Source organism: Clostridium nigeriense (assembly GCF_050585245.1).
In the GTDB taxonomy this organism is placed as follows: domain Bacteria; phylum Bacillota; class Clostridia; order Clostridiales; family Clostridiaceae; genus Clostridium; species Clostridium nigeriense_A.
Genome location: NZ_JBNOOF010000004.1, coordinates 34,982 through 59,144 on the forward strand (window position 1 = coordinate 34,982; position 24,163 = coordinate 59,144).

The window sequence follows — 24,163 nt, forward strand, 5'->3', positions numbered from 1 at the left end:
ACAATAGGACAAAACTTATATTATGACTACAATTTCAAGGTTTCCTCCGTCTTTTGGAATTAAATTATCATTAACTTTCTTTCCATTAATGAAGATTCCTCTATTCTCACAACTTTCACTTCTTTTAACTTTTATATTATAATCTTCAAAATCATTTCTTATATTAATCTCATACTCCTTCCAGCTTTCTGGAACACATGGTTCAATCAAATACCCTTTTCCTTTAACCTTTTTTAGACCTAAAATATCTTCTAATCCTACTTTATACATCCATCCAGATGCTCCAGTATACCAGCTCCAACCACCTCTACCGCCATGAGGTTCTTTAATATATACATCTGCTGACATTACATAAGGTTCAACTTTGTATCTTCTTGCTTCAAGCTCAGTATTTGCATGATTTATTGGATTTATCATATTATAGTATTTCCATGCTTTATCCCCAAATCCCAGCTTTGTTAATGCAAGAATTACCCAAACTGCTGCATGAGTATATTGACCTCCATTTTCTCTAACTCCAGCAACATATCCCTTAATATATCCTGGTTCTAAAGATGATTTATCAAATGGTGGTGCAAGAAGCTTAATTAGTCCCTTATCTTTATCAACAAGATATCTATCCACTGACTCCATTGCCTCTTTAGATCTTTCTTCTTTGGCAGCCTTGGAAATTATTGACCAACTTTGAGCTATTGAATCTATCTTACACTCATCGTTTTCTCTTGAGCCTAAAGGCTTACCATTATCAAAGTAAGCTCTTCTATACCAACCTCCATCCCAAGCATTTTTCTCAAGATTCTCTTTAATAAATTCTTGGAATCCACTATACTCTTCCTCTTTTTCACTATCATTTTTATATTTACAAATATCTTTAAAACCATCTAAGATTTTATATAAGAACCAACCAACCCAAACACTTTCTCCTTCGCCCTTATTACCAACAGTACTCATACCATCATTCCAGTCACCACTACCCATTAAAGGTATATTGTGTCTACCAAATTTTAATCCCCTATCTATAGCTTTTAAACAATGGTCATAAATACTTCCATTCTTATTAGATGTATTCACTATAGTATATCTTTCATCTTCTCCATTTCTTAAGGGATCATCTTCTAAATATGGGGCTTCTTCATCCAAAATACTATAATCTCCAGTAGAATTTATATATTCAATAGTAACATATGGTAGCCATAATAAATCATCTGAAAATCTAGTTCTAATACCAGAATTAATTACTGGATGCCACCAGTGTTGAACATCACCTTCTAAATATTGTCTCGAAGCACTTCTTAATATTTGCTCCCTAGTTATAGATGGATTTAAAATTCCTATAGACATAGAATCCTGAAGCTGGTCTCTGAATCCATAAGCACCACCACTTTGATAAAAAGCAGTTCTTGATAAATATCGACAGCTTAGAGTTTGATACATTAACCAACCGTTTAAAAGATAGTCCATAGACAAATCTGGTGTCTTTACTTGTATATTTCCTAGGAAATTTGACCAATAATCTTTTACTTCTTGTAAAGCACTATATACATTCCCTATATTTTTATATTTATTTATCTTTTCTTCTATTAAACTTTCCTCTTCTTCCTGTCCTAATAGAATTACAACTTCCTTTTCTTCTCCTGCTTCTAAATAAATATTCAATTGTGAAGCTAAGCAAGGATCATAAATACTTCCTGAAGCATTATTTAAATTATTCATATTTAATGCCTTAGGGTGACTTAAATCTTCTCCAATTCCAATAAAACTCTTTCTATCTCCAGTAAAGTTTTGACTTTCTTCTCCAGAAATAGATAAGTAAGCTTTTAATTTTCCAAAGTACTTAGAGTATGGATTTACTCCATAAATATAATTATCCTTTATAGCAGTACTGATATATTTTGCACTTCCGTAACTATAAACTCCAAGAACTAATTGAGCATAATAAAATAATGATAAATTTCTATTGGTATTAGATAAATTTTTAAGTTTAACCTTGCATATCTTTAATTTTTCATCTCTAGGAGAAAATACTTGCAGTTCTCCTTTAATATTATAAGCTGTGTGCTTAAAGGTTGAGTATCCAAAACTATGACTTATAATATATTCTCCACCATCTCTAATTGGCATTGGCGTAATACTGAAATATGTTCCAATTTCATTATCTCTTATATATAATACTTCTCCGCTTGGATCTACTACCCAATCATTACTCCAAGGAGTAATCTTATTTTCTCTACTATTTCCACACCAAGTATAAGTTGAACCTACTTCGGAAATATGGAATCCAAAATCCTTATTAGAAATTACATTTATCCATGGTGCTGGAGTATTTTCATAATCCTTAAGTCTTATAACATAACTTTTATCCTTCTTATTAAATCCTCCAAATCCATTAAAGAAATCTAAGGTTTCATCAAAATTATCTTTATTATTTAAAGAATTATCTTCTCTATTAATATACGTTATACTTTCTTCATTTAAATTGTTTATTTCTTTAAACTCTTTAAGTTCTAAGGCTTCATTAATAAACTCTTCTTCTAATAAATCTTCTGTTTTTCTACCATCTTCTTTATTAATAAGGTTCTTAATATAATCTCCTTCATTTATATTAACTTTTATCCTATTAGTTGGAGCTATGTCTTCACTATGCTTATATTCCTCTTTTTCATAATTAACAGCTTCTAATAATTGATTTGCTAAATTTCCTTCTTTTGAATCAATATATAGCTTAGAAATACCAATTAAGAAATTTTTAATTTCATTTCCCATGGTTGACTTATTATGAATGAATATTCCCCCAGCCTTATTTATATTTTCTCTTTCTATTGAATTTTTAACTGTTGAAACAATATCCTTTTGCAGAGGCTCTTCATATGAGGCCTCTTCTTCATTATAAATTATTAAATCTACCTTGATTCCTTTATTTCTAAAGTAGTAATGCATATTAATAACTTGCCTTAATAAAGTTATATCATCTTCATCATAAATTACTAATAAAATTATAGGTAAATCACCAGAAATACCATAAGCCCATAAATTTTCTTGGTACATATTGATATTTCTTATATACTCTTCTCTATTTTTTCTGCCACTATGTAGATAAAGTAAATAAGATGCTAAGCTTTGATATATATTTGCTTGAGCTGATCTAATACCAATATGTTTTAGTTCTAGTTGATTAGCATAATTATAAGAATCTAAAATTTTCTCAATAACAGGAACTTCTTTATACTTATAAATTAAATCTATTATCTCTTCTTTACTTTCTGAAACCCCAGTTAGATAATACAGAGTACCTTCTTCACCAGGACTTAATGTGACTCTACCTCTAATACTCATAATTGGATCTAAAACTGTTCCAGTAGTATTTTGAAGTGGGGCATCATTATCCATAACCTCTGGATATTTTAAACTTCTATTTCTTCCTATAAAATTAAGTCTTGAAGTTTCATAGGTTAAATCACCATCTAACTTATTATTAGTGACTAAACTATGGAAAATATAATGAGTAATTGCTCCCTCAGCTCTAGGCCTTCTATTTCCGATTAAAGTCTTAGCCTCCTCATCGTATTCTGTGCTTATAAAAAGGTTTGAAAAACTAGGATGAACAGCATCTCCTTCAAAGGACTGCAATGTTACTTCTAAATAACTAGTTATTTCTATAGTTCTTTGCTTTTCTGCGTTATTTTTTAAAGTTAATTTTCTTATTTCAACATTATTTTCACTAGATAACATCACTTCATATTTTGTGCTAATATTTCCATCTTTTCTTTGAAATTTTGCCTTATCTAAAGTAAACTCTATTGAATAATCGTCATTTTCTTCCTTACAAGGTTCATAAGTAGCACTCCAGAAATCATTTGAATTTAAATTCTTAATATAAAAGAACATTCCACTTGAATCAGAAGTGTTATCTCCTTTCCACCTATAAATTGTCATATCATCTTTTTTAGAATATCCACTTCCACTATCTGAAATCATAGTAGAGTAACTTCCATTTGAAAGTAGTAATACCTCTGGATTTTCTCTCTTACTACCTTTAAATACTCTAGGAATAAACTCTTCTATTTCCATTACTTTATTTTTGATGCTACCAATATCTATATCCCTGTCAAAGACTACATTTTCAGGTACTCTTTCCTTTAATAATATTTCTACAGCCTTAATTTCAGGAATACTATGGAATCTTTCTTTTAAAATATTCTTATTTAAAATATTATCTAATGCTAAAAGAGACATTCCTAAATGGTGAACCATATAGCATCTAACTTCTTTTGCATCTTCACTTCCTTGGCTATAATCTATAGCCTCAATAAATCCATATCTACCATAAGCTTTATTTTCATATAGTTTTTTCAAATTATCTAAAGATGACTTTGTATCTAGTGGTAATGTCATAATAGATGAATAGGGAGAAACTACTACTTCATCTTCAAGACCTCTCTTTAATCCTATGCCCGGAACTCCAAAAGCTTTATATTGATAATTTTGATTTATATCAAATACATAATAAGCCGATTCTGATATTCCCCATGGTATATTTTTCTTATCCCCATATACTCTTTGGGCATTAACTACAGATGAATAAGATAATGACCAAATAGTGTTATCAAAGGACTTCATAATTTGGAATGGCATAAAATACTCGAACATAGTTCCACTCCAAGATACCAACGTCTTAAATCCAAAGGCCTTTGTCATATTTCTACTTAAGTTATACCAATGTTCCTTTGGCACTTCTCCTCTTGCTATAGTTAGTAAAGATGCTACCCTTGCCTCTGAAGCCATTAAATCATAATAAGAATTCCCTAAAGATTTTTCTTCCACATTATATCCGATAGCGAATAATCCTCTATCCTTACTATATAAGAAATCAAATTTCATATCCTCCATGATACTATTAATTTCAGAAGCTAAAACTAAAAGTCTTTCATCAAATTCTTTAAGCTTAAATATCTTTTTATCTAAGATTTCTTTAAATTCCTCTCCTGAAACTTCTTTTATATCCTCTAAAATATCTATTATTTGAAGTAAGGTTGGTGTTTTATAACTCTTTAAAGAATCACCTACTATTTTTTCAATTCCTTCAAAGATAAAATCATAAAAATCTATTTTACTTTCTATTTCTTTTTCTAATTTTCTTAGCCAGTAAATTTCCTTTTTATTATTTTCATCAAAATTAATAGTAATACTTAAAATTCTATCTTTAATTTTCTTTAATTCTTCTTTTAATATATCCTTATATTCATTTAAATCAAAGTTATCTTGTATACCATCATGAAATTCTTCTTTATCATCTTTTCTAACTAATGAATAAGTATCCTTTAAAGCTAATATTTCTTTTTCCCTAATTATCGGTTTATTTCTAAAGTTTTTTATTTCTTCCTTAATTATCCACAAGTATCCTAAAAGATTTCCACTATCAACTGTGGATACATATCTTGGCCATAGGGATAACTTTGATTTTGTATCATACCAATTTAAATAATGTCCATTGTATTTTTCTAATCCTCTCATCCCATCTAATATCAATTCAAGTCTATATATAACTTCCCCAATAGATAAGTACCCTAGATCATATGCTACAATATTACTAATTAACCCCATACCCATATTAGTTGGAGATGTTCTATGGGCAATTCCCTTATATGGCTTTTCTTGATAATTATCTGGAGCTAAATAATTGTTTTCTTCATTAACAAAATCTTCGTAATATGCCCAAATTCTTCTTGATACTTCTCGTAAAAATTCATCATCTTCAATTTCTAACCTATCTTCAATTACTATTTCTTCTTTAGATATCCTACATGCAATTGCAGGTGATAAAAACCATAATATTGCAATAGGTATAGTGGTTACTACTATTTCAAAGGAATTCAATAAGCTAAGAAGAACAATAATCACTGCCATAGCTACTGATATCCACATTTTTTTATAGTAATATGAATAAGTATTTTTAACTGAAGTCTCAACCTTTTCTGCTGTTTTCCATTGAAGTAAGTGCTTATTAGAAATAGTTAATCTATGTATAGTTCTAAATATAGCATCTACCATTAAATAGGCTTGATATGGTATAAAGCTTAATATAAGTATTATTTGCCTTAAGTTCTTAAAAGTGCCCATAATCCTTTTTTTAGGAGTTACTACAAAATCAGTTACTGTAAATACTAAAGGTATTATTATCGCTAAAAATAGTAATATGGATATTTGTACAGCCCCACTAAGAACTGTTAATACTGAAAGTAACCCAAGTAAAAGACTTGGTGCTAACAAGCTTCTTCTTAAGTTATCAAATATCTTCCACTTAGAAATAGGAGATAACTTTTTTGAGAATAAGAATCTTGCTATTTGCCAGTCTCCTCTAACCCATCTATGCAATCTTAAAGCACTAGATAAATAGCTAGATGGATACCCATCTACTACTTCTATGTCTGTAACTAAAGCACATCTAGTTAATACTCCCTCTATTAAATCGTGAGATAATACTTTATTTTCTTTAATTTCATCTTTCAATATATTATAGAAACTGTTGATTTCTATAATACCCTTTCCTGTAAATATACCTTCTTTAAATAAATCTTGATATGTATCTGAGGCAGCTATAGAATAAGCATCTACCCCTGCATTACCAGCAAATATCCTTGAAAAATAAGTTTTATGTTTATCTTCTAAATTAACGCTTACCTTAGGCTGCATTATGCTATAGCCTCTTATTACTTTATTATCTTTAACGTATGGTTTATTTAAAATATGACTCATTGCTGAAATCAATTTTTTTGCACTACCAATAGGTAAGAAGGTATCACTATCTAATGTAATTATGTATCTCGCATCCATTAAGTTATCTAAATCATCGCTTATAATATTGTAGCTATTTATTCTTTCTCCTTGAAGTAAAGCCATAAATTCCATAAGCTTTCCTCTTTTTCTTTCATACCCCATGTACACGTCTTCTGATGGATTAAATAATCTTTTTCTATTTAAAAAGAAAAATCTAGATGTATTATTCTTTGAGTATTTCTTATTTAACTTTTTTGCTATATTTAAACCTTCGTCATTTATAGCCTTATCTATATCTTCTTTTTCATGAGCACTATCAAATAAATCTCCAAGTAAGGCAAAGTATATATTTTTATCTCTATTTGCTAAATAATATACTTCTAACTTTTTCATCAACTTAATTACATCTCTGCTATTACTTAAAATTGCAGGAATAACTACTACAGTTTTATATTCCTTTGGTATCCCTTTAGAAAAATCCATCTTTGGTATAAAACTAACCTGTGTAACTTTTGCAGCAAACCAGTTGTATAAAGAAATGACTACTTCACTTGCAGGTATAAGCATTATAATGAAAGCAAAAATATATTGACTAATACTAAAGTTTAATGGAATAAAGTAAGTTAAAAGTAAAATTACTAAATCAACTAAAATTGTTCCAATTAATATAGATACTATGTAGGAAGTTTGTGGAATTCTACTATCTGTATTTTTGTTTATTCCGAACCTTCTTAATAAGTCCACTATTCCATCATCTACTAAATAATATCCAATATGCTTTTTATATAAATCTCTATTTTCTAAATGCAAACTACTAAGCTCTAAAACAGTTTTTATTAAAGTTATTTCATCTATATTAGTTTTTCTTGCAATCTCTTCTACCTTATGTCTATAATAATCTTTAGTTTCAAAATCCATACTATTATAAATCCCAGATGGATCTCTCATTAAAAGCTTCTCTGACTCAGAGGTCTCATTGAAGAATCTCTTCCAATTAACTGAATCCATTATTCTTAAAGAGTTTATATTTGTTCCAATAGATGTTGCTATATTACCTTCTTTTATATGTTCTTTAATTATTTCTTTCTCAAAATTGGTGTTTTCCCTACCCTTTAATCTTTCTAAAGCAAACTTATATATTCTCTCATCATCTACTGAATTATCTCTTAAAATATTAAAAAACTTATCTATAAACTCAGAAGAAAACAAACCATCATGAAGACTTTCATCATCTCCCATATAGGTATTTTCTATTTTTTCTTTTTCCCTATTCTTCGCTTTTTCTAAAGGATATTTCTCTTCAAGTTTGTTTAATAACACTTCTATATTTTTCTTTTCATAGTAATCTATAACTACATTTGCTAGCTCTTTAGCTCCAAGTCTTTGCTTCTGTAAAACTACCATTTCATTTACTATTAATCCAAGATTAATAATTAAAGCTATTCTAAGCATCAAAGGAAATGCCCAAAGTTCGCCAATAGTAAAATCTAATTTTTGATTATTTATAAACTTAATTATTTCTTCTTCATTTATAACATTTTGATTTATTTCAATATAGCCCTTAGCTAAACTATATATTCTAGGGTAGCTAACACCTTCTATATCTATATTAGATAAATTATCAAAGTAACTATAAGGAAGGTTATGCTTTATAGTTTTAAATTCCTTTTCTATTAAATAAATATTATCTAGAAGCCATTCTGCTGATGGAATAACCTCTTCTCCCTGCTTTACTAACTTGTTTAAATATTTATAATTATGAAGAATCCCCTTAAATGCTTCATTTAATTCCATAAGTACAGTTTTTCTACTATTTCTTAATGATTCATCCTTCACAAATAATTCCCCTTTCTTTTTACTCTATTTATGATTTATACCCAAATTACTTTTATTTAAACTAATAAACTTTAAAGTATTTTTCCCAATAAGTAAATTTATTATTTGCAAAAATATGAAATCTTAATCTATTCAAAATTTATAGAAAGTTATATGGAACTTACTAATATAGTATTATCTATTATTTTCGCTATCTTTATTTTCTCTTATTATATTTAATTGATTCTATAGAATAAGATATTGTTTGAACTAACCATATAATCGTTACTATTACCATAGGCATAACACCAAAATTCCATAAATCATAACCTATAACACAAAATATCCAAAGTATAATACAGGTTGTAGATACACAGGTATATGCTTTATAAGCACTTTTAAATATTCCTAATTTTATTGCTTCATCACAGCTATCTACCCATTTTTTGAAAAATTTGTATCATATATACTTCCATAATTTTTAAATAACAAAAAGAGTAATTACCACTAGATAATAAATTTATCTAAACTAATTACTCTCTTTTGCTAATATTAAATTACTATTAATCTAAATCTTAAATTCCTATTTAACTTTAAAATCTTCTACTGCTTTTCTAGTTACTCTTAGTCTTTCTTCTATTTCTTTTAAATTTGTTCTTGCCATGCCTAAGAACAACATATCTATAATTGCTAGTTGTGAAATTCTTGAACTCATTGCACCTTCTCTTAAAGACTTTTCAACAAAAGGAACTCTTAATACTATATCAGACATATCTGCTAAAGTATTACTTATACTTGCCTTAGTAATTGATATTACTGAAACTCCTTTATTCTTAGCATTTTCAGCACACTTAATAACCTCTTTTGTCTCCCCTGAATATGAAATTGCAATGGCAACATCATCTTTTTCCATAAGAGCAGAAGCTGTCATTTGAAGATGGGTATCACTATGAGCTATACATCTTTTATTTATTCTACTTAGCTTATAATAAAAGTCCATTCCAACTAAACCAGAACTACCAACACTAAAAATATAGATATTATTAGCCTTATTTAATAATTCGATAGCTCTTTCTAGCTCCTCTTCCTTTAATACCCCTAAAGTCTGATTCATTATTGAATCTATGGAGCTTTTAACCCCTCTAATTATATTTTTTGTGGATAAATCACTATGAAGATATTCAAAATCTGCATTATCATTATCACTTTGTAAATTTAAAGATAGCTGTAATTTCATTTCATTTAATGAATTAAATCCTATTTTTTTAGAAAATCTTACTACAGTTGGAGCAGAAGTCTTTGTTACATCCCCAATTTCTTTTGCTGACATACTAATAATACTTTTCTTATTACTAATCAAATATTCTGCTATAGACTTTTCTCTATCAGTGAAGCTCTCAAAATTTTGTTTAATATACTGCAATACGTTCATATTCACACCCTACTATTCTTCATTGTTCCACTATATTAAAGTGAAATTTTTTACCACCATGTATATATTTTAATAAATAAAAATCTTTTTGTAAAACAGAAGCTACAACATTTGTCCTAGAATCCTTTTCTTGATTTGCTTTTAAAATTTGAAGCTCTCCAATATATCTTAAATACCCCTTATTATCTATGGTTATATCCCCAAACTCCTTATTAACAGTATTACAAGGCTCTATAACATCTCCCTTTAATATTAATCTACTTTCACTTGCCCTTATAGCATCCCTAGCTTCGTCAGTCCTGGCAGAATAGACCTCACCTAATAATCTAAGTGTAATTTCATCCTTATTTTTCACTTTTATGTCTAATTCTATGACTTCCGGGTTTAAAGATGATAAATCTTTAAGCTCATTAAAACTAGGTAGTGAATCTCCAATAAATACTGAAGTATTCCCTAAAGCAAATAGATGATTAGCCGCCTCCCTAACTAACATCCCCCTATGATCTTCTAGAGTAGGAAGTCCATCTTTTAAAGGACTTCTTTTTCTATTATTAGATTGAACAAAAGCACAAGGTTTAATTCCTCTTATCTTAAGCAAATTATTTTTATTAATCATACTCTCTTCAGAAATTCCTGTTCCTACTCTAGGATAAAAATTATGAAGAGCATCTATATTCTTATAATCAGGAGAATAACTATCCAAATTTTTTAAAAACTCTTCTGTAATAGTAGAAGCATTTAACTGAATTTTTATTCCATATTGATTTTTACTCATCTTGGCTATATTTTCTTCACTATATCCAAAATCAATTCTTATAGTTTTAACTCCTATATCCTTTAATCCTCCTAAATCCATATCTTCTAAATTTAAAAACTTAAAGGTATTAGGAGATATATCACTAATTATATCCATATCATATTCTTTAGCTAATTTAAAGAAATCTCTTACTTCCATCTTAAATATCTCATAGTTTGCTTCTGGTATATGAAGAGATGTAAATATTCTAGTAAATCCTAATTCATGGGCATCTTTTAATAACTTAATATTTTCTTCTTTAGTATTATCTAATCCAAAATAAACAGAAAATCCATAACTCATAAAAAACCCCTTGTGTTAATTGATAATCGATAATTGGTAATGCATAATTAAGGAAAAACTCCCGAAGGAGTTTCTATATTTTTATAACTCAATTCGTTGAGTTATTTCCACAATTCTTAATTCTTCATTTTTAATTTTTAATTTCTCTTAGCGCTTTTGCAATATAACCTTTATTTTCATCTAAAACTTTTTTTGCTTCATCTTTCTTTAAATTTGAAAGAATCATAAATATTGAAAGTTTAACATCAAAATCAGTTTCTTTTAATACTTTTTCAGCTTCTTCTATTGTTATATCTGTTGCTTCGCAAACTATTTTCTTTGCTCTTTCAACTAACTTTTCATTTGTTGCCCTTACATCAACCATTAAATTTCCATAAACCTTACCTAGCTTTATCATAGTTCCTGTTGATAGCATATTTAAAACTAACTTTTGTGCTGTACCAGATTTTAATCTTGTTGATCCTGTAACAACTTCTGGTCCAACAACTGGTGCTATTGAAATTTTAGCAGACTTTGCAACTTCTGAATTTGCATTACAAGTTATTGATACAGTAAGTGCTCCTACTTCATTTGCATACTCTAATCCACCTATTACATATGGTGTTCTTCCTGAGGCAGCTAGTCCTACTACAATATCATTTTCATTTAAAGCTTTATTTTTTAAATCTTCTACTGCTAACTCTTTTGAATCTTCGGCTCCCTCTTTTGCTCTAAATATTGCTTCTTTTCCACCAGCAATTATACCTTGTACTAATTCTTCTGAAACTCCATAGGTTGGAGGACACTCTGATGCATCTAATATTCCTAGTCTTCCTGAAGTACCAGCCCCTATATAAATCAGCCTTCCTCCCTTATGCATTCTATTTACTATTCCATCTATAGCTTCTGCAATCTTTGGTAACTCTGCTTCAACTGCTATTGCCACTTTCTTATCTTCATTATTAATTTTTTTAACCATTTCTAAGGTTGAAACATTATCTATATCTATGGTATTTTGATTTCTACTTTCCGTTGTTAATTTTTCTAAATCTATTTTTTTCATATAACCACCTCCTTGTAGTAACATGTAAACCTTTATCACAATATTATATTATCATTATTGAAATATTATTTCATTTTTTATTATAATTATATAACTCATATTTCATAAAATATTATTTATAATTTAAAAAGAAGCCTAAGCATCAATTTGCTAGGCTCCTTAACAATACTAATTTATTATTAAATTTATGAAATTATAGGTTAAAGAACTCTGTAAATAATTTTATAGTATATACATTATCCTTAACTGCTGCTAATTCTCTAATAGAGTGCATTGAAAGTAATGGTGCTCCCATATCCATAACTGGGATAGTTAATAATGATGATGTTATTGGACCTATAGTTGTTCCACCTCTTACATCTGATCTATTAAAGAACTTTTGATATGGAACTTCTGCTGACTTGCAAAGTCCTTCAAATATAGCTGCATTATAGCTATCTGTACTATAGCTTCCTGATGCTGCTGTCTTTAATACTGGACCATTCCCTAATACTGGTCTATTAGTTGGATCGTGCTTTTCTTCAACATTTGGATGAACAGCATGAGCTAAATCTGCAGAAATCATTAATGAATTTGCTAATGCTCTATGAAGTCCTTCTCTATCCTTTCCTAATGCTAAAGTTATTCTTTCTAATATATTTAATAATAATGCTGAATTTGCTCCTTGAGGAGTTAAACTTCCTATTTCTTCATTATCTATACATACCATAACTTTAGTTGATTTGTTTGATTTGCTTTCAATTAGAGCTTGAATACCTGCATATACCATCCACATATCATCTAATCTTCCAGATGAAATAAATTCTTCATTTAATCCTATAATAGCTCCCTTTTCAACTTCGTAAAGTCCTAAGTCAAATCCTAGTATATCACCTGAATCTACACTTAGTTCTTCTGCTAAAATATCAACTAAGTATCCATCCTTTTCAAACTTATCATTGATAAGGCTTAATAAAGGTAATGTATCTTTTTGTCTATTTATATTAAATCCTTCATTTACACTTCTATTCATATGAATAGCAAGGCTTGGAATTATAAGAACTGGTTTATTTATATTTACAAGCTTAACTTCTGGCTTTAATGGTGATTCTCCTTTTAATGTAACCTTACCAGCAATACCTAAAGGTCTATCAAACCAAGTATATAGAATTGGTCCACCATAAACTTCAGTATTTAACTTTAAGTACTTTCCTTCTGAAACCATTTCTGGATTTGCTTTAATTCTAAATCCTGGTGAATCTGTATGTGCTCCAATTAATTTGAAACCATCTTCTTCTATATCTCCATTTCCAATAGTAAAGGCAATAAGTGCTGAATCATTTTTTATAACATAGTACTTACCATCTTTTTGTAAGTTCCACTTATCACTTTCTTTTATTTCATTAAATCCATTTAAGTCTAATCTCTCTTTAATAGTTTTTACAGAGTGATAAGCTGTTGGACTTTTATATAAAAAGTCAATTAAGTCTAATGCTAATTTTTTTTCCATTTTTACTCCTCCTAAGCTAAGATAACTTTATTATATCATAAAAAGATATAAATATTATATTTCTTGCGACCTCGCAAGCTCTAAGTCGCCGTCATACAATATTTATCTCTTTATACACTGAATGTAATAATTCCTCATTCCTCGGAATTATGAATTTTTTCTTCGTTGCAAGCTCCAAGTCATAACAAAATTATTATTACTTTAATAAATTCTATTATAATTGAAATTAGCATACTTTGGTATATAATAAGTTTATGGTGCTATTGCACACTGAAGAATTAATAATGCAAAATGAATAATTTATTAAAAATAAATTATATAAATAACTATTACATGAAATACTATAGCTATTGTAATAATTTAATCAAAGATAGAATATTTCTTACAACTTACATATAAGATTTTTATAGATAGGAGTGATATAATGCTTTCAAATTTCTTAGTTAACAAATTTATTAAAAATAATGAAGATATTAAAAATCCTACTGTTCGTAATGCTTATGGAACTTTAGGTGGTGTAGTAGGAATAATAATTAATTTTCTTTTATTCTTAATTAAATTCTTTGTTGGTATCTTGGTTGGATCTATAGCAATTTCAGCTGATGCATTTAATAATTTATCTGATGCAGGTTCTTCTGTAATTACTATAATTGGATTTAAAATGGCAAATAAGCCTGCTGATGCAGAGCATCCCTTTGGTCATGGTAGAATAGAATATCTATCAGCTCTTTTAGTTGCATTTTTAGTAATGCTTGTTGGTGTTCAGTTTGTAAAATCCTCTATAGAAAGAGTTTTAAATCCTACAACTGTAACCTTTGATCTAGTTCCATTTATTCTGTTAATAATTTCTATTGGATTTAAGGTTTGGTTATCTACATTTAATAAATTTATAGGAGATACAATTAACTCATCTGCTTTAAAAGCATCTGCTACAGATGCATTAGGCGATGTATTTACTTCTAGTACTGTTATAATATCATTTTTATTAGCTAAGTTTACAACCTTGCCACTAGACGGATATATCGGTATCTTTGTTGCCCTAGCAATTTTATATGCTGGTTTCGGCTTGGTTAAAAAAACTCTTAACCCATTACTTGGAGAAGCTCCAGATCCTGAACTTGTTAATGCACTATGTGAAAAAGTTTTATCTTATCCATTAATTTCAGGAGTTCATGACCTTATAATTCATAACTACGGTCCAGGAAGAATTATAGCTTCACTTCATGCAGAAGTACCATCTGACAAAGATATAATGGAAATTCATAATGTTATAGATATGGCCGAAAGAGAAGTTTCAAGAGATTTAAATATACATTTAGTAATACACATGGACCCTATTTGCCTTATTACAGATGAAATTAGAGAAACTTGGGGTTATGTAGAAACTGTTTTAAGAAAATATCCTGAAATTAAGTCAATGCATGATTTTAGAATAGTTGGAGAAGGCGATTCTAAAAATCTTATTTTCGATATAGTTGTTTCACCTTCATTATCAGGACGTAGAAAAGAAGAAGAAACAATGCTTAAAAATATTAAAGATGCAATACATAAAGAGCATCCACAATACAACTGTGTAATTACAATAGACTACGACTACATGGAGTAAAAGTCGTATTAATAACATAGTACTTGCTCCGTCGCTTCGCTCCAAGTCACCGTACTATGTTATTAATACTCCCATAACTAAAGGTAATAATTCCTCAATACTTCGGAATTATGAATATGATTATTTTATTACTTATATATACTTTAAAATTATATTTGCACTTCTAACTTTGCTTTGCTCCAAGTCGACGCAACATAGTGTTTAGACTCCCATAACTAAAGGTAATAATTCCTCAATGCTTCGGAATTATGAATATGATTATTTTATTACTTATATATACTTTAAAATTATATTTGTATTTCTAACTTTGCTTCGCTCCAAGTCACCGTGCTATGATTAATACTCTCATACCTAAAGGAAATAATTTTTCATTTCTCTAATTTCACTTTATCAAATAGATTAAAAATTTGAAATTATTGCGAACTAACTAAGAGAATTTGTTCTTTGAAAATTGAATAGTGCTGTATTGTAAAAATATGTTATAATTAATTCATAATGGTATTCTATTTAGCAAGAAAGAGATAAGTTTTAATTTAGCGAGCAGATATGGGGTATGAATTTATTAAAGTGAATTAATCTATTATATTTAATCAATTAAATGGTGCAATAAACAAAAATTACTTATATTAACATAATGATAAATTAAAAATATCTTTAGGAGCTGTAACTAGAAGTTATTTATTTTTTATGAATGTAACATACTGTTGTTATATTATAATTTTTGGGAGGTATATTAGGGTGAAAACAATGTTAAATGAAATGAAGAATAAGAAAAACAATATTCCAGAAAGTTGTCTACCTTTGTTTGAAGATATAATGCTCATAAGTGATAGAAACGAACGCAATACTAAATTCATAAACGCCATGGAGAAATATCTAACTAAGGAGCAATGTTTCACAATATGGGCTAAAAACGGTTCATGTCGCGGCATGAAGTTTGATAAGGATCGTAAATCTTTCGCAACGGAATACGGTAATAAACCACTCAGTGAAAGATTTGATATATTTGTGAATACCATAGGAAGCGGTTATAAATCCAAGCCCAATGACATCTTATTGGACGAAAAAACTAAAACTATTACCATCAGTTTCGCCTGTAAGCATGGCTCAATGCATCTGGAAAAGGGGATTTCAACTTCCTTGGAAGCATATTTCGGACAATGTGCAGGTGGGCGTCTATATGAGCTTCAGCTTGCTTTAGGCATAAACCTAAAAATCAAAGACATTGACGTGACTGGGGTCAAAAATAGTATAAAAGATCCTTGTGTGTTTACGTTTGAGATAATTGCATAAGTAGTTTAATAATAGTAAATAAGCATAATGTAAAACTCAACAAATTCCAATTTGATCATTAGATTTTCAGGAACAATATTAATATATTGTGAAGAATAAATTAAATATTAAATTAATTAAAATACCGCATTATTCAAAAAGAATATGCGGCATTTTTTTATGCGCAATTCAACTATAATAGGTAGTTTAAAATTATTAGTAATTAAATGCTCTTTGAAAATTGAATAATATGGTATTTACAAAATATGTTATAATCCATTTATAAGAGTACTAATTTTGAATCAGAAAAATTATAATTAAAAACTATTATTTCATAAGGGGGAAAATATATATAATACTTTATTTTTTTATTTATTATTGGTGGTATTCTAGCATTTAGTGAAATCTCCACATTAAAGAAAAGAATAAAAATTCAAGAAGACCTCTTAAATCAACTGTGTGAAATAACAGGACATAATAATTTATCTTCTTATTGGATTTCAGATGAATTAAAAGAACTTGCTATTCATTTGAAGAGAACTGGAAAAGAAGTTGAAGCTATAAAAAAATCCGTGAAAAAACACAAATGTCCATAATAGAAGCTATGAATAATCTTATATTATTAATAAAAAGGAGTATAGTATGAAAGTTTGTAGTAAATGTAATTCTAAAATTAATTTTAAAACCATACTAAAATCAACTTATAAAAGAGACGGATTAATAGAATGTAATATGTGTGGTACTAAATTTAAAGTAAAAGGATATCTGGCTATTGTGATAATTCTTATTATTTTAAGTTCCATTACTATAAGTTATTTGACTACATATTATTCAACTACATTAATAAATAATATTATAATAGGTGCTATAACTTTGATTGCTGTCACGTTTTTATACATTACACTTGCACTTTTACTTCCATGGAAAGAACAGTAGAAATAATATATTTATTTATAAATTTAAATCATTTAGAAGTAAATGAACTTTGAAAATTGAATAGTATACTATTTACAAAATATGTTATAACCAACTAGAAATTATATTAAGAGTTGATTATATGTGAGGAGAGAATTTATGAGTAATTGGAAAAATTTTGTTATTGCTTTTCTATTATCAGTTGCTATTGTTATTGGATTTCTTATTCTATTTGAAATAATAGGGTTTCAACAGCAAGATATGGGCATTGTATTAGTTACAATAATTGTTTTTACAATGATACTTTGTACATATGCTATTATTGATGAAATAAGAAAGATTAAAGATACAAAGTAATAATCTCAATATATTAAAATACAAAATATTTGTACTAGCATTAATAGTATAAATACTATTAATGCTTATTGTAACCATTGTTATATATTTTAGAAAGATAGATAAATCAGAAGTTATAATTTATAGTATTTGAAGAAATGAACCATTGTAAGATATTTTTCATTAAAACTACTATTATTAATTGGAATATACAAGACGGAGGAAAAATTATTGATTAATACAGTAATAACAGCTTTTGTTTCATTTGCCAGTACCAATATTGATGATATATTTATACTCATGCTATTTTTCTCACAAATAAATAATGATATGAAAATACGACATATTGTTATTGGGCAGTATTTGGGAATCGGGGCTTTAACTACAATAAGCATTATAGGAGCTTTAGGCGTATCAATAATTCCACATGAATATGTTGGTTTACTTGGATTAGTACCTATATATTTAGGAATAAAGGCGTATGTTGACCATAAAAAGGAAAGTAAGGATATAAAGAATGCATATCAGCAAGAAAATCAAAATGGTGAGAATGGTAAATTTAAAGAATCAACTGCCACTCAAGGGAACCGTATAATAACTTTTATTAAGAGTTTTATTAATCCAAGTGTTGTAAAAGTATTCAGTGTAACTGTTGCTAACGGCGGAGATAATATAGGCATCTATATACCTCTTTTTGCAAGCATGAGTTTATTTGATATTTTTATAACAGTGATAGTATTTGTACTTCTTATATTACTATTGTGTTTCATTGGGTTAAAGTTGGCAAAAAGCCCTTTTATTCAGAAAAATATTGAAAAATACAAGCATATTTTTGTTCCAATAATATTCATAGGATTGGGAATTTTTATTCTAATAGAAAGTAGAACGATAACTTTCATTTTCAAAAAAAGTCTTTTAAGGTAGTTGCACCATTTTCTTATATTGCTATGTATGAAACATTACCATTTCAAAATGTAATAAATGTATTAGTAGGATATGATATAGGAAAACTTTCGTATGTTATAGTTCCACTATATATGTTAATGTTAAGCTTATTTAATTATATTACACTTAAATTTAGGGCTGAAAACTACGATGTACAAGATGAACTATCTTAACATACTATGAAAATTAAATCAAATAATAAATTAGAAACATCTTTTTTGAAATTTAATATTACAGTTTTTACAAAACATATTATAACTTATTAAATTAACTTATAAAATGGAGAATCTAACAATTCTAGATTCTCCATTTTTACTTATAATTAATTTATATTATAATAGGCTTTTATTGATTTGTATTTATAAAAATTAATTAATCCTTCAGTGCTTTTATCTTTTTTATGGATATTAATTAAATCATTTATTCCATCATAAAAACCTAAGTAAATACTTTCTTTTAATAACTCAATGCCTTCATTTAATATATCTTTATTATCTTCTTCATTGTCTATTTTTCTCATTGCTTTTACATACAAGCTTTTAGGATTATTATTAGATATTTCCTTATATTCAGTTAATTCATATTCTCCTATATTTTTTCCTCTTTTATATAAGTAATACTCTAAATTGGAGTATCCATTTAATTCTCCTAGTGAAATGGCTTTTAAATAATATTCAACAGCCTCTTCTTCTGGTATTTCTAATAAGGATTTTTCACATAATTCTCCTAATAAATTATAGGCCCTTCCTTCATTAATTGTTAGTAGTTCATTTATATATTTATTTCCTTTATTCTTTGAAACTTCTACTCCTATTCCCTTAAAATGATAGTATGCTAGTTTCAAATTTCCTTCAACTATATCTATCCTCTTTAAAAGTAAAGCTCCTTCATATGCCTTAATAAAATCTTCTTTACCTCCAATACCTTTTTCATAAATTTCTATAAGTTCCATAATAGCTTTTAAGTTTAATCCTTCTGCTGCTTTTTCATACCAATCTATTGCCTTATCTATATCTCTAGATAAAAATATTCCGTGTTTATACCAATTTGCTATTTGTAACATTGCTTCTTCACAACCTCTTTCTGCAGCTTCTATAAAATGAACAAAAGCCATTTCATCATTTTTATCTACAGATATTCCATAGTGATTTAAAAGTCCATAGTAGTATGTTCCAAGAGGTAATCCATTTTCCATAGCAGTATTCACATATCCTAAAATATCTACCTCTTTAACTTCTTTTTTATTTAAATAATCCCTTATTCCTTCCCTTGCAAGAACTTCTGCTGCATAGTATGAACCCTTTCTATATGCTTCTAATAAATAATTCATTGCCTTTTTTCTATCTTCATTTAAAAAGGCTAAACCCATTATATATATGCTATGTGAGTCTCCTCCCTCTACTGCAACCTTAATATATTCTAGTCCTTTTGTTCTATCCTGCTTAACCCCTTCCCCATTTATATACATTACACCAAGCCTTTGACTTGATTTAAAATCTCCATTGTTATGACCCTTATAATAATTCAATAAAGCTCTTTCTAATTTTTCTTCTGCTTCGTATAGTTTACCTATCTTATAATAAAGGCCTATATTACCTTCTGCTACACTTTTATCATATAGGGAAAAAGCTTTTTCTTTATCTTCTTTTACATATAATCCCCAATAATACATATCCCCAAGGCTTTCTAAGCAGCTTTTATCATCTTTACTAGCTCCTTTAGACAAATAAAAAAATGCCTTTTTATAATTAGTATCTATGCCGTTTCCTTCTAAGTAAGATTGTCCTAAAATATAATAAGCATCTTCGAAATCATTATCTGCAGATTCTTCAAGCCAGTAGTAAGCTTTAAAATTATTTTGCTCACATCCTTCTCCATTTTTATAAAGATATGATAAGGCATACTGAGCTGGGGCAAAGTCTTTCTCTGCTGCTTCCTTGTACCATTTAAATGAACATTCTAAATTTTTCTCAATTAATTCTCCTTCATAATATATAAAGCCTAGTGAGTATTGAGAAAATATATTTCCTTTTAAGGCAGCCTTCTTATACCAATAAAGAGCTTTATTAATATCCTTTTCTCCTCCATACCCTTTTTCATAAAATAATCCTAAATAGCTTTCAGCGTGTTCATTTCCTTCCTTAGCAGCCTTTTCAAAATATTCTCTTGCTTTAAAGTAATCTTTCTCAACATTTTTTCCTAAATAGTATAATTCTCCTGTTAGTAAGTTTTCTTCAGTAGATATTTCTTCTTCATCCTCTATATAATCATCATCAAAACCATCCATCTCAAAAGAATTAAAATTATCAGTATCTTCATAATCCTTTTTATCATTAAGATTTATATATTTATTAAATATATTTTTCTCTTCTTCATTTAATTTATTTATAAACAATGAATAGTCTTCTTCACCACATTTTATAGCAAGCCAGACGCAAGCCTCATAAATAACATCTTCATTCTTTATTAATTCCTCGTAATCCTTTATTCTTTCATCACTTAATTTGTTATTTAATAAATCTTTAAAATATAGTAATTCCTCTGAGTAATTAGCTATATATCTCATTAAGTCATAAGGTATTATATCTTTCTTATAAAGGAGTTCTATATTTTCTTCTAAAGAATTATCTGAATCATAAAATATCTTATTATTCAAATGAGCTGTTATTATTATTTCTTTTATTAACTTTATAAGTCTTAAGTTTATTATATTTAAATCCTCTTCCTCCCATATCTTATTCAAAATATAGTAAATATCCTTAAATTCTAGTAATAAAAAATCAAATTTGTATTTCATTTTAAGCTCTATATCCCCCTTATATTTCTTATTACTATTTTATTTCTAGATTTATTTAATAGAACTACGTGTCTATCGTAAAAACAGTCAAATTAAAAATTAATAATTAGAAACAATTTGATGTTAAAAGTCCTTCAAGAGTCTTTACTTTAATTTTTCATTTTATATTAAAAGGAGCATCAAAGATGCTCCTAATTAACAATTTAAACTGTAATTTTTTATTTACTACCCTTGAAAACTCCAAAATAGTTTTTTCCATAATTCTTCATTTTTCATTCTTCTGATTCCCACTTTAAAGATCTTTTAACTGCCTTTTGCCAGCCATTATAATATTTATTTACTTTATCTGAATCTAATTTAGGCTCAAATTCATCTGACTTATGCCAGAACTTTTTAACTTCCTCTTTATCCTTCCAAAATCCTACTGCAATACCTGCTAAATATGCTGCTCCTAATGCTGTAGTTTCAGATATTATTGGTCTTATTACATTGGTTCCTAACATATCTGCTTGGAATTGCATTAAAAATTTATTTCTACTTGCTCCTCCATCTACTTTTATTCCCTTAAGCTTATCTCCAATATCTTCAGTCATGGCATCTATTAAATCCTTTGTTTGGTATGCAATGGACTCTAATGCTGCCCTTATTATATGATTTCTATTTGCCCCTCTTGTTAATCCAAATATAGCTCCTCTAGCATACATATCCCAATGTGGAGCTCCAAGTCCAACAAAGGCTGGTACTATATATACTCCACCATTATCATCAACTTTTTTAGCAAAATATTCAGTATCTGCTGAATCATTAACTAACCTTAATTCATCTCTTAACCATTGAACTACTGCTCCACCAACAAATACAGATCCTTCTAAAGCATATTGAACTTTTCCATCTATTCCTATTGCAATAGTAGTTAATAGTCCATTTTTACTTTCAACCATTTCTTCTCCAGTATTCATTAATAGGAAACAGCCAGTTCCATAAGTATTTTTAGCTTCTCCCTTTTCAAAACAAGTTTGACCAAATAATGCTGATTGCTGATCTCCTGCTATTCCTGCAATAGGAACTCTTATATCTGACTTTCCTCCAAGATTAGTATCTCCATATACTTCAGATGAGTTTCTAACCTCTGGTAGCATTGATTTGGGAATATCTAACTCTTCTAAAATCTTATTATCCCATTTTAATTCTTTTATATTATAAAGCATTGTTCTAGAAGCATTTGTATAATCTGTAACATGTACTTTTCCATTAGTAAGCTTCCATACAAGCCATGTATCTACAGTTCCAAATAATAATTCTCCTCTTTCAGCTTTTTCCCTGGCACCTTCAACATTATCTAAAATCCATTTTATTTTAGTTCCTGAAAAATAAGCATCCACAACTAATCCTGTACTTTCTTTAATATAGCCTTCTAATCCTTTTGCTTTTAAATTATCACAAATATCAGCTGTTCTCCTACATTGCCAGACTATTGCATTATAAACTGGATTCCCTGTATTTTTATCCCATACTATAGTTGTTTCTCTTTGATTTGTTATTCCAATAGCAGCTACTTCATCTTGACTAATATTAGTCTTAGCTATAACCTCTTGAAGAACTCCATATTGAGTAGCCCATATCTCTAAAGGATCATGTTCTACCCAACCTTCTTTAGGATAGATTTGATTAAACTCCTTTTGACTTACTCCTAATATATTTTGCTCTTTATCAAATACTATTGCCCTTGAGCTAGTAGTACCTTGGTCTAAAGCTATAATATATTTTTTCATAACTTCTCACTCCTTCATTTATAATTTTATAATAAAATCAAATAATAGACTACCAAATACTCCCCCAAGTATAGGTGCTATAATTGGTATTAAAGCATATCCCCAATCTGAACCTATTTTATTTTTTATTGGTAAAATAGCATGTATAATTCTTGGGCCTAGATCTCTTGCTGGATTTATAGCATATCCGGTTGTTCCCCCTAATGATAAGCCTATTGCCCATACTAAAATACCGACTAAGAATGATCCCATTATTCCTACAGTTCCTACTATTTCTCCTGCTGAACTTTGAAATGTTGTTTTAAATACTTCACTATAAGTTATTCCTCTTATACCTATCAATAATATAAAGCTTCCAGTAAACTCAGAAATAAAGTTATATAAATTACTTCTTATTGCTGGCACTGTACAAAAAGTTCCTCTAATATCCTCCCCATTAGTTGTTTCATCATAATGCAATTTGTAGTTAATATAAACTAAAAACGCTCCTGCCATTGCCCCAAGAATTTGACAAATGATATACATTGGTACCTTACTCCATGCAAATAATCCTGATGAAGCAAGTGAAATAGTAACTGCTGGATTTAAATGAGCTCCACCCATCCATCCTGTAATATAGGCTGCTATGGCAACAGCAAATCCCCATCCTGCTGTAATTACTATCCATCCAGATGAATTTCCCTTTGTTTTTTTCAACACAACATTGGCTACCACCCCATTACCAAGTAAGATTACAATAAGAGTACCTAAGAATTCTGAAAAATAAGCTTGCATTTTTTTCTCCCCTTCTAATTATTTAAAAAATCTTTAAGACGACTTAGAGTCATCGATTTTTTTCAATGTATTATGAATATTAAAGGATTTTTAAA

14 protein-coding genes and 1 pseudogene are annotated in these 24,163 nt (G+C 28.4%); 6 read left to right on the forward strand and 9 right to left on the reverse strand.

Going from position 1 to position 24,163, the window contains the following annotated elements; translation table 11 throughout:
- Positions 1 to 15: 15 nt before the first annotated feature.
- From ACQPUY_RS07910 to ACQPUY_RS07935, 6 genes and pseudogenes are all read right to left on the reverse strand, one after another.
- Positions 16 to 8,610: a GH36-type glycosyl hydrolase domain-containing protein gene (locus ACQPUY_RS07910; protein WP_430840607.1), complete on the reverse strand. Its 8,595-nt coding sequence runs from the start codon at positions 8,608 to 8,610 to the stop codon at positions 16 to 18.
- 196 nt (positions 8,611 to 8,806) lie between these two features.
- Positions 8,807 to 9,034, reverse strand: a pseudogene (locus ACQPUY_RS07915) (DUF3169 family protein); the annotation flags it as partial.
- A gap of 138 nt (positions 9,035 to 9,172) precedes the next feature.
- Positions 9,173 to 10,021: a MurR/RpiR family transcriptional regulator gene (locus tag ACQPUY_RS07920; protein ID WP_430840608.1), complete on the reverse strand. Its 849-nt coding sequence runs from the start codon at positions 10,019 to 10,021 to the stop codon at positions 9,173 to 9,175.
- 19 nt (positions 10,022 to 10,040) lie between these two features.
- Positions 10,041 to 11,120 carry a DUF871 domain-containing protein gene (locus ACQPUY_RS07925; protein WP_430840609.1) on the reverse strand — a complete coding sequence of 360 codons (1,080 nt, stop codon included), beginning with the start codon at positions 11,118 to 11,120 and terminating at the stop codon, positions 10,041 to 10,043.
- Between the two features lie 130 nt (positions 11,121 to 11,250).
- The gene (gene murQ, locus ACQPUY_RS07930; protein ID WP_430840610.1) at positions 11,251 to 12,162 is read right to left on the reverse strand and encodes an N-acetylmuramic acid 6-phosphate etherase; all 912 of its coding nucleotides are present in this window, start codon (positions 12,160 to 12,162) and stop codon (positions 11,251 to 11,253) included.
- A 193-nt stretch (positions 12,163 to 12,355) separates the two neighbouring features.
- Positions 12,356 to 13,651 carry a M18 family aminopeptidase gene (locus ACQPUY_RS07935; protein ID WP_430840611.1) on the reverse strand — a complete coding sequence of 432 codons (1,296 nt, stop codon included), beginning with the start codon at positions 13,649 to 13,651 and terminating at the stop codon, positions 12,356 to 12,358.
- A gap of 424 nt (positions 13,652 to 14,075) precedes the next feature.
- Between ACQPUY_RS07935 and ACQPUY_RS07940 the strand changes: the two genes are divergently transcribed.
- From ACQPUY_RS07940 to ACQPUY_RS07965, 6 genes are all read left to right on the forward strand, one after another.
- Complete coding sequence (locus tag ACQPUY_RS07940) at positions 14,076 to 15,257, forward strand: cation diffusion facilitator family transporter (protein ID WP_430840612.1); 1,182 nt, start codon at positions 14,076 to 14,078, stop codon at positions 15,255 to 15,257.
- A 738-nt stretch (positions 15,258 to 15,995) separates the two neighbouring features.
- Positions 15,996 to 16,550, forward strand: a complete 555-nt coding sequence (locus ACQPUY_RS07945; RefSeq protein ID WP_430840613.1) for a hypothetical protein — start codon at positions 15,996 to 15,998, stop codon at positions 16,548 to 16,550.
- Positions 16,551 to 17,171: 621 nt separating this feature from the next.
- The gene (locus tag ACQPUY_RS07950) at positions 17,172 to 17,465 is read left to right on the forward strand and encodes a hypothetical protein (protein ID WP_430840614.1); all 294 of its coding nucleotides are present in this window, start codon (positions 17,172 to 17,174) and stop codon (positions 17,463 to 17,465) included.
- Between the two features lie 138 nt (positions 17,466 to 17,603).
- Positions 17,604 to 17,801 carry a hypothetical protein gene (locus ACQPUY_RS07955; RefSeq protein ID WP_430840615.1) on the forward strand — a complete coding sequence of 66 codons (198 nt, stop codon included), beginning with the start codon at positions 17,604 to 17,606 and terminating at the stop codon, positions 17,799 to 17,801.
- Between the two features lie 210 nt (positions 17,802 to 18,011).
- Positions 18,012 to 18,704 carry a cadmium resistance transporter gene (locus tag ACQPUY_RS07960; protein WP_430840616.1) on the forward strand — a complete coding sequence of 231 codons (693 nt, stop codon included), beginning with the start codon at positions 18,012 to 18,014 and terminating at the stop codon, positions 18,702 to 18,704.
- A 23-nt stretch (positions 18,705 to 18,727) separates the two neighbouring features.
- Entirely contained in the window at positions 18,728 to 18,898 is a 171-nt protein-coding gene (locus tag ACQPUY_RS07965) for a hypothetical protein (protein WP_430840617.1), read from the forward strand.
- Between the two features lie 149 nt (positions 18,899 to 19,047).
- Here the strand turns inward: ACQPUY_RS07965 and ACQPUY_RS07970 are convergent, their stop codons facing one another.
- From ACQPUY_RS07970 to ACQPUY_RS07980, 3 genes are all read right to left on the reverse strand, one after another.
- The gene (locus tag ACQPUY_RS07970; protein WP_430840618.1) at positions 19,048 to 21,522 is read right to left on the reverse strand and encodes a tetratricopeptide repeat protein; all 2,475 of its coding nucleotides are present in this window, start codon (positions 21,520 to 21,522) and stop codon (positions 19,048 to 19,050) included.
- Between the two features lie 272 nt (positions 21,523 to 21,794).
- A complete protein-coding gene (gene glpK, locus ACQPUY_RS07975; protein ID WP_430840619.1) occupies positions 21,795 to 23,294 on the reverse strand; it encodes a glycerol kinase GlpK in 1,500 nt (499 codons plus the stop codon).
- A gap of 18 nt (positions 23,295 to 23,312) precedes the next feature.
- The gene (locus ACQPUY_RS07980) at positions 23,313 to 24,068 is read right to left on the reverse strand and encodes an MIP/aquaporin family protein (protein WP_430840620.1); all 756 of its coding nucleotides are present in this window, start codon (positions 24,066 to 24,068) and stop codon (positions 23,313 to 23,315) included.
- Positions 24,069 to 24,163 lie beyond the last annotated feature (95 nt).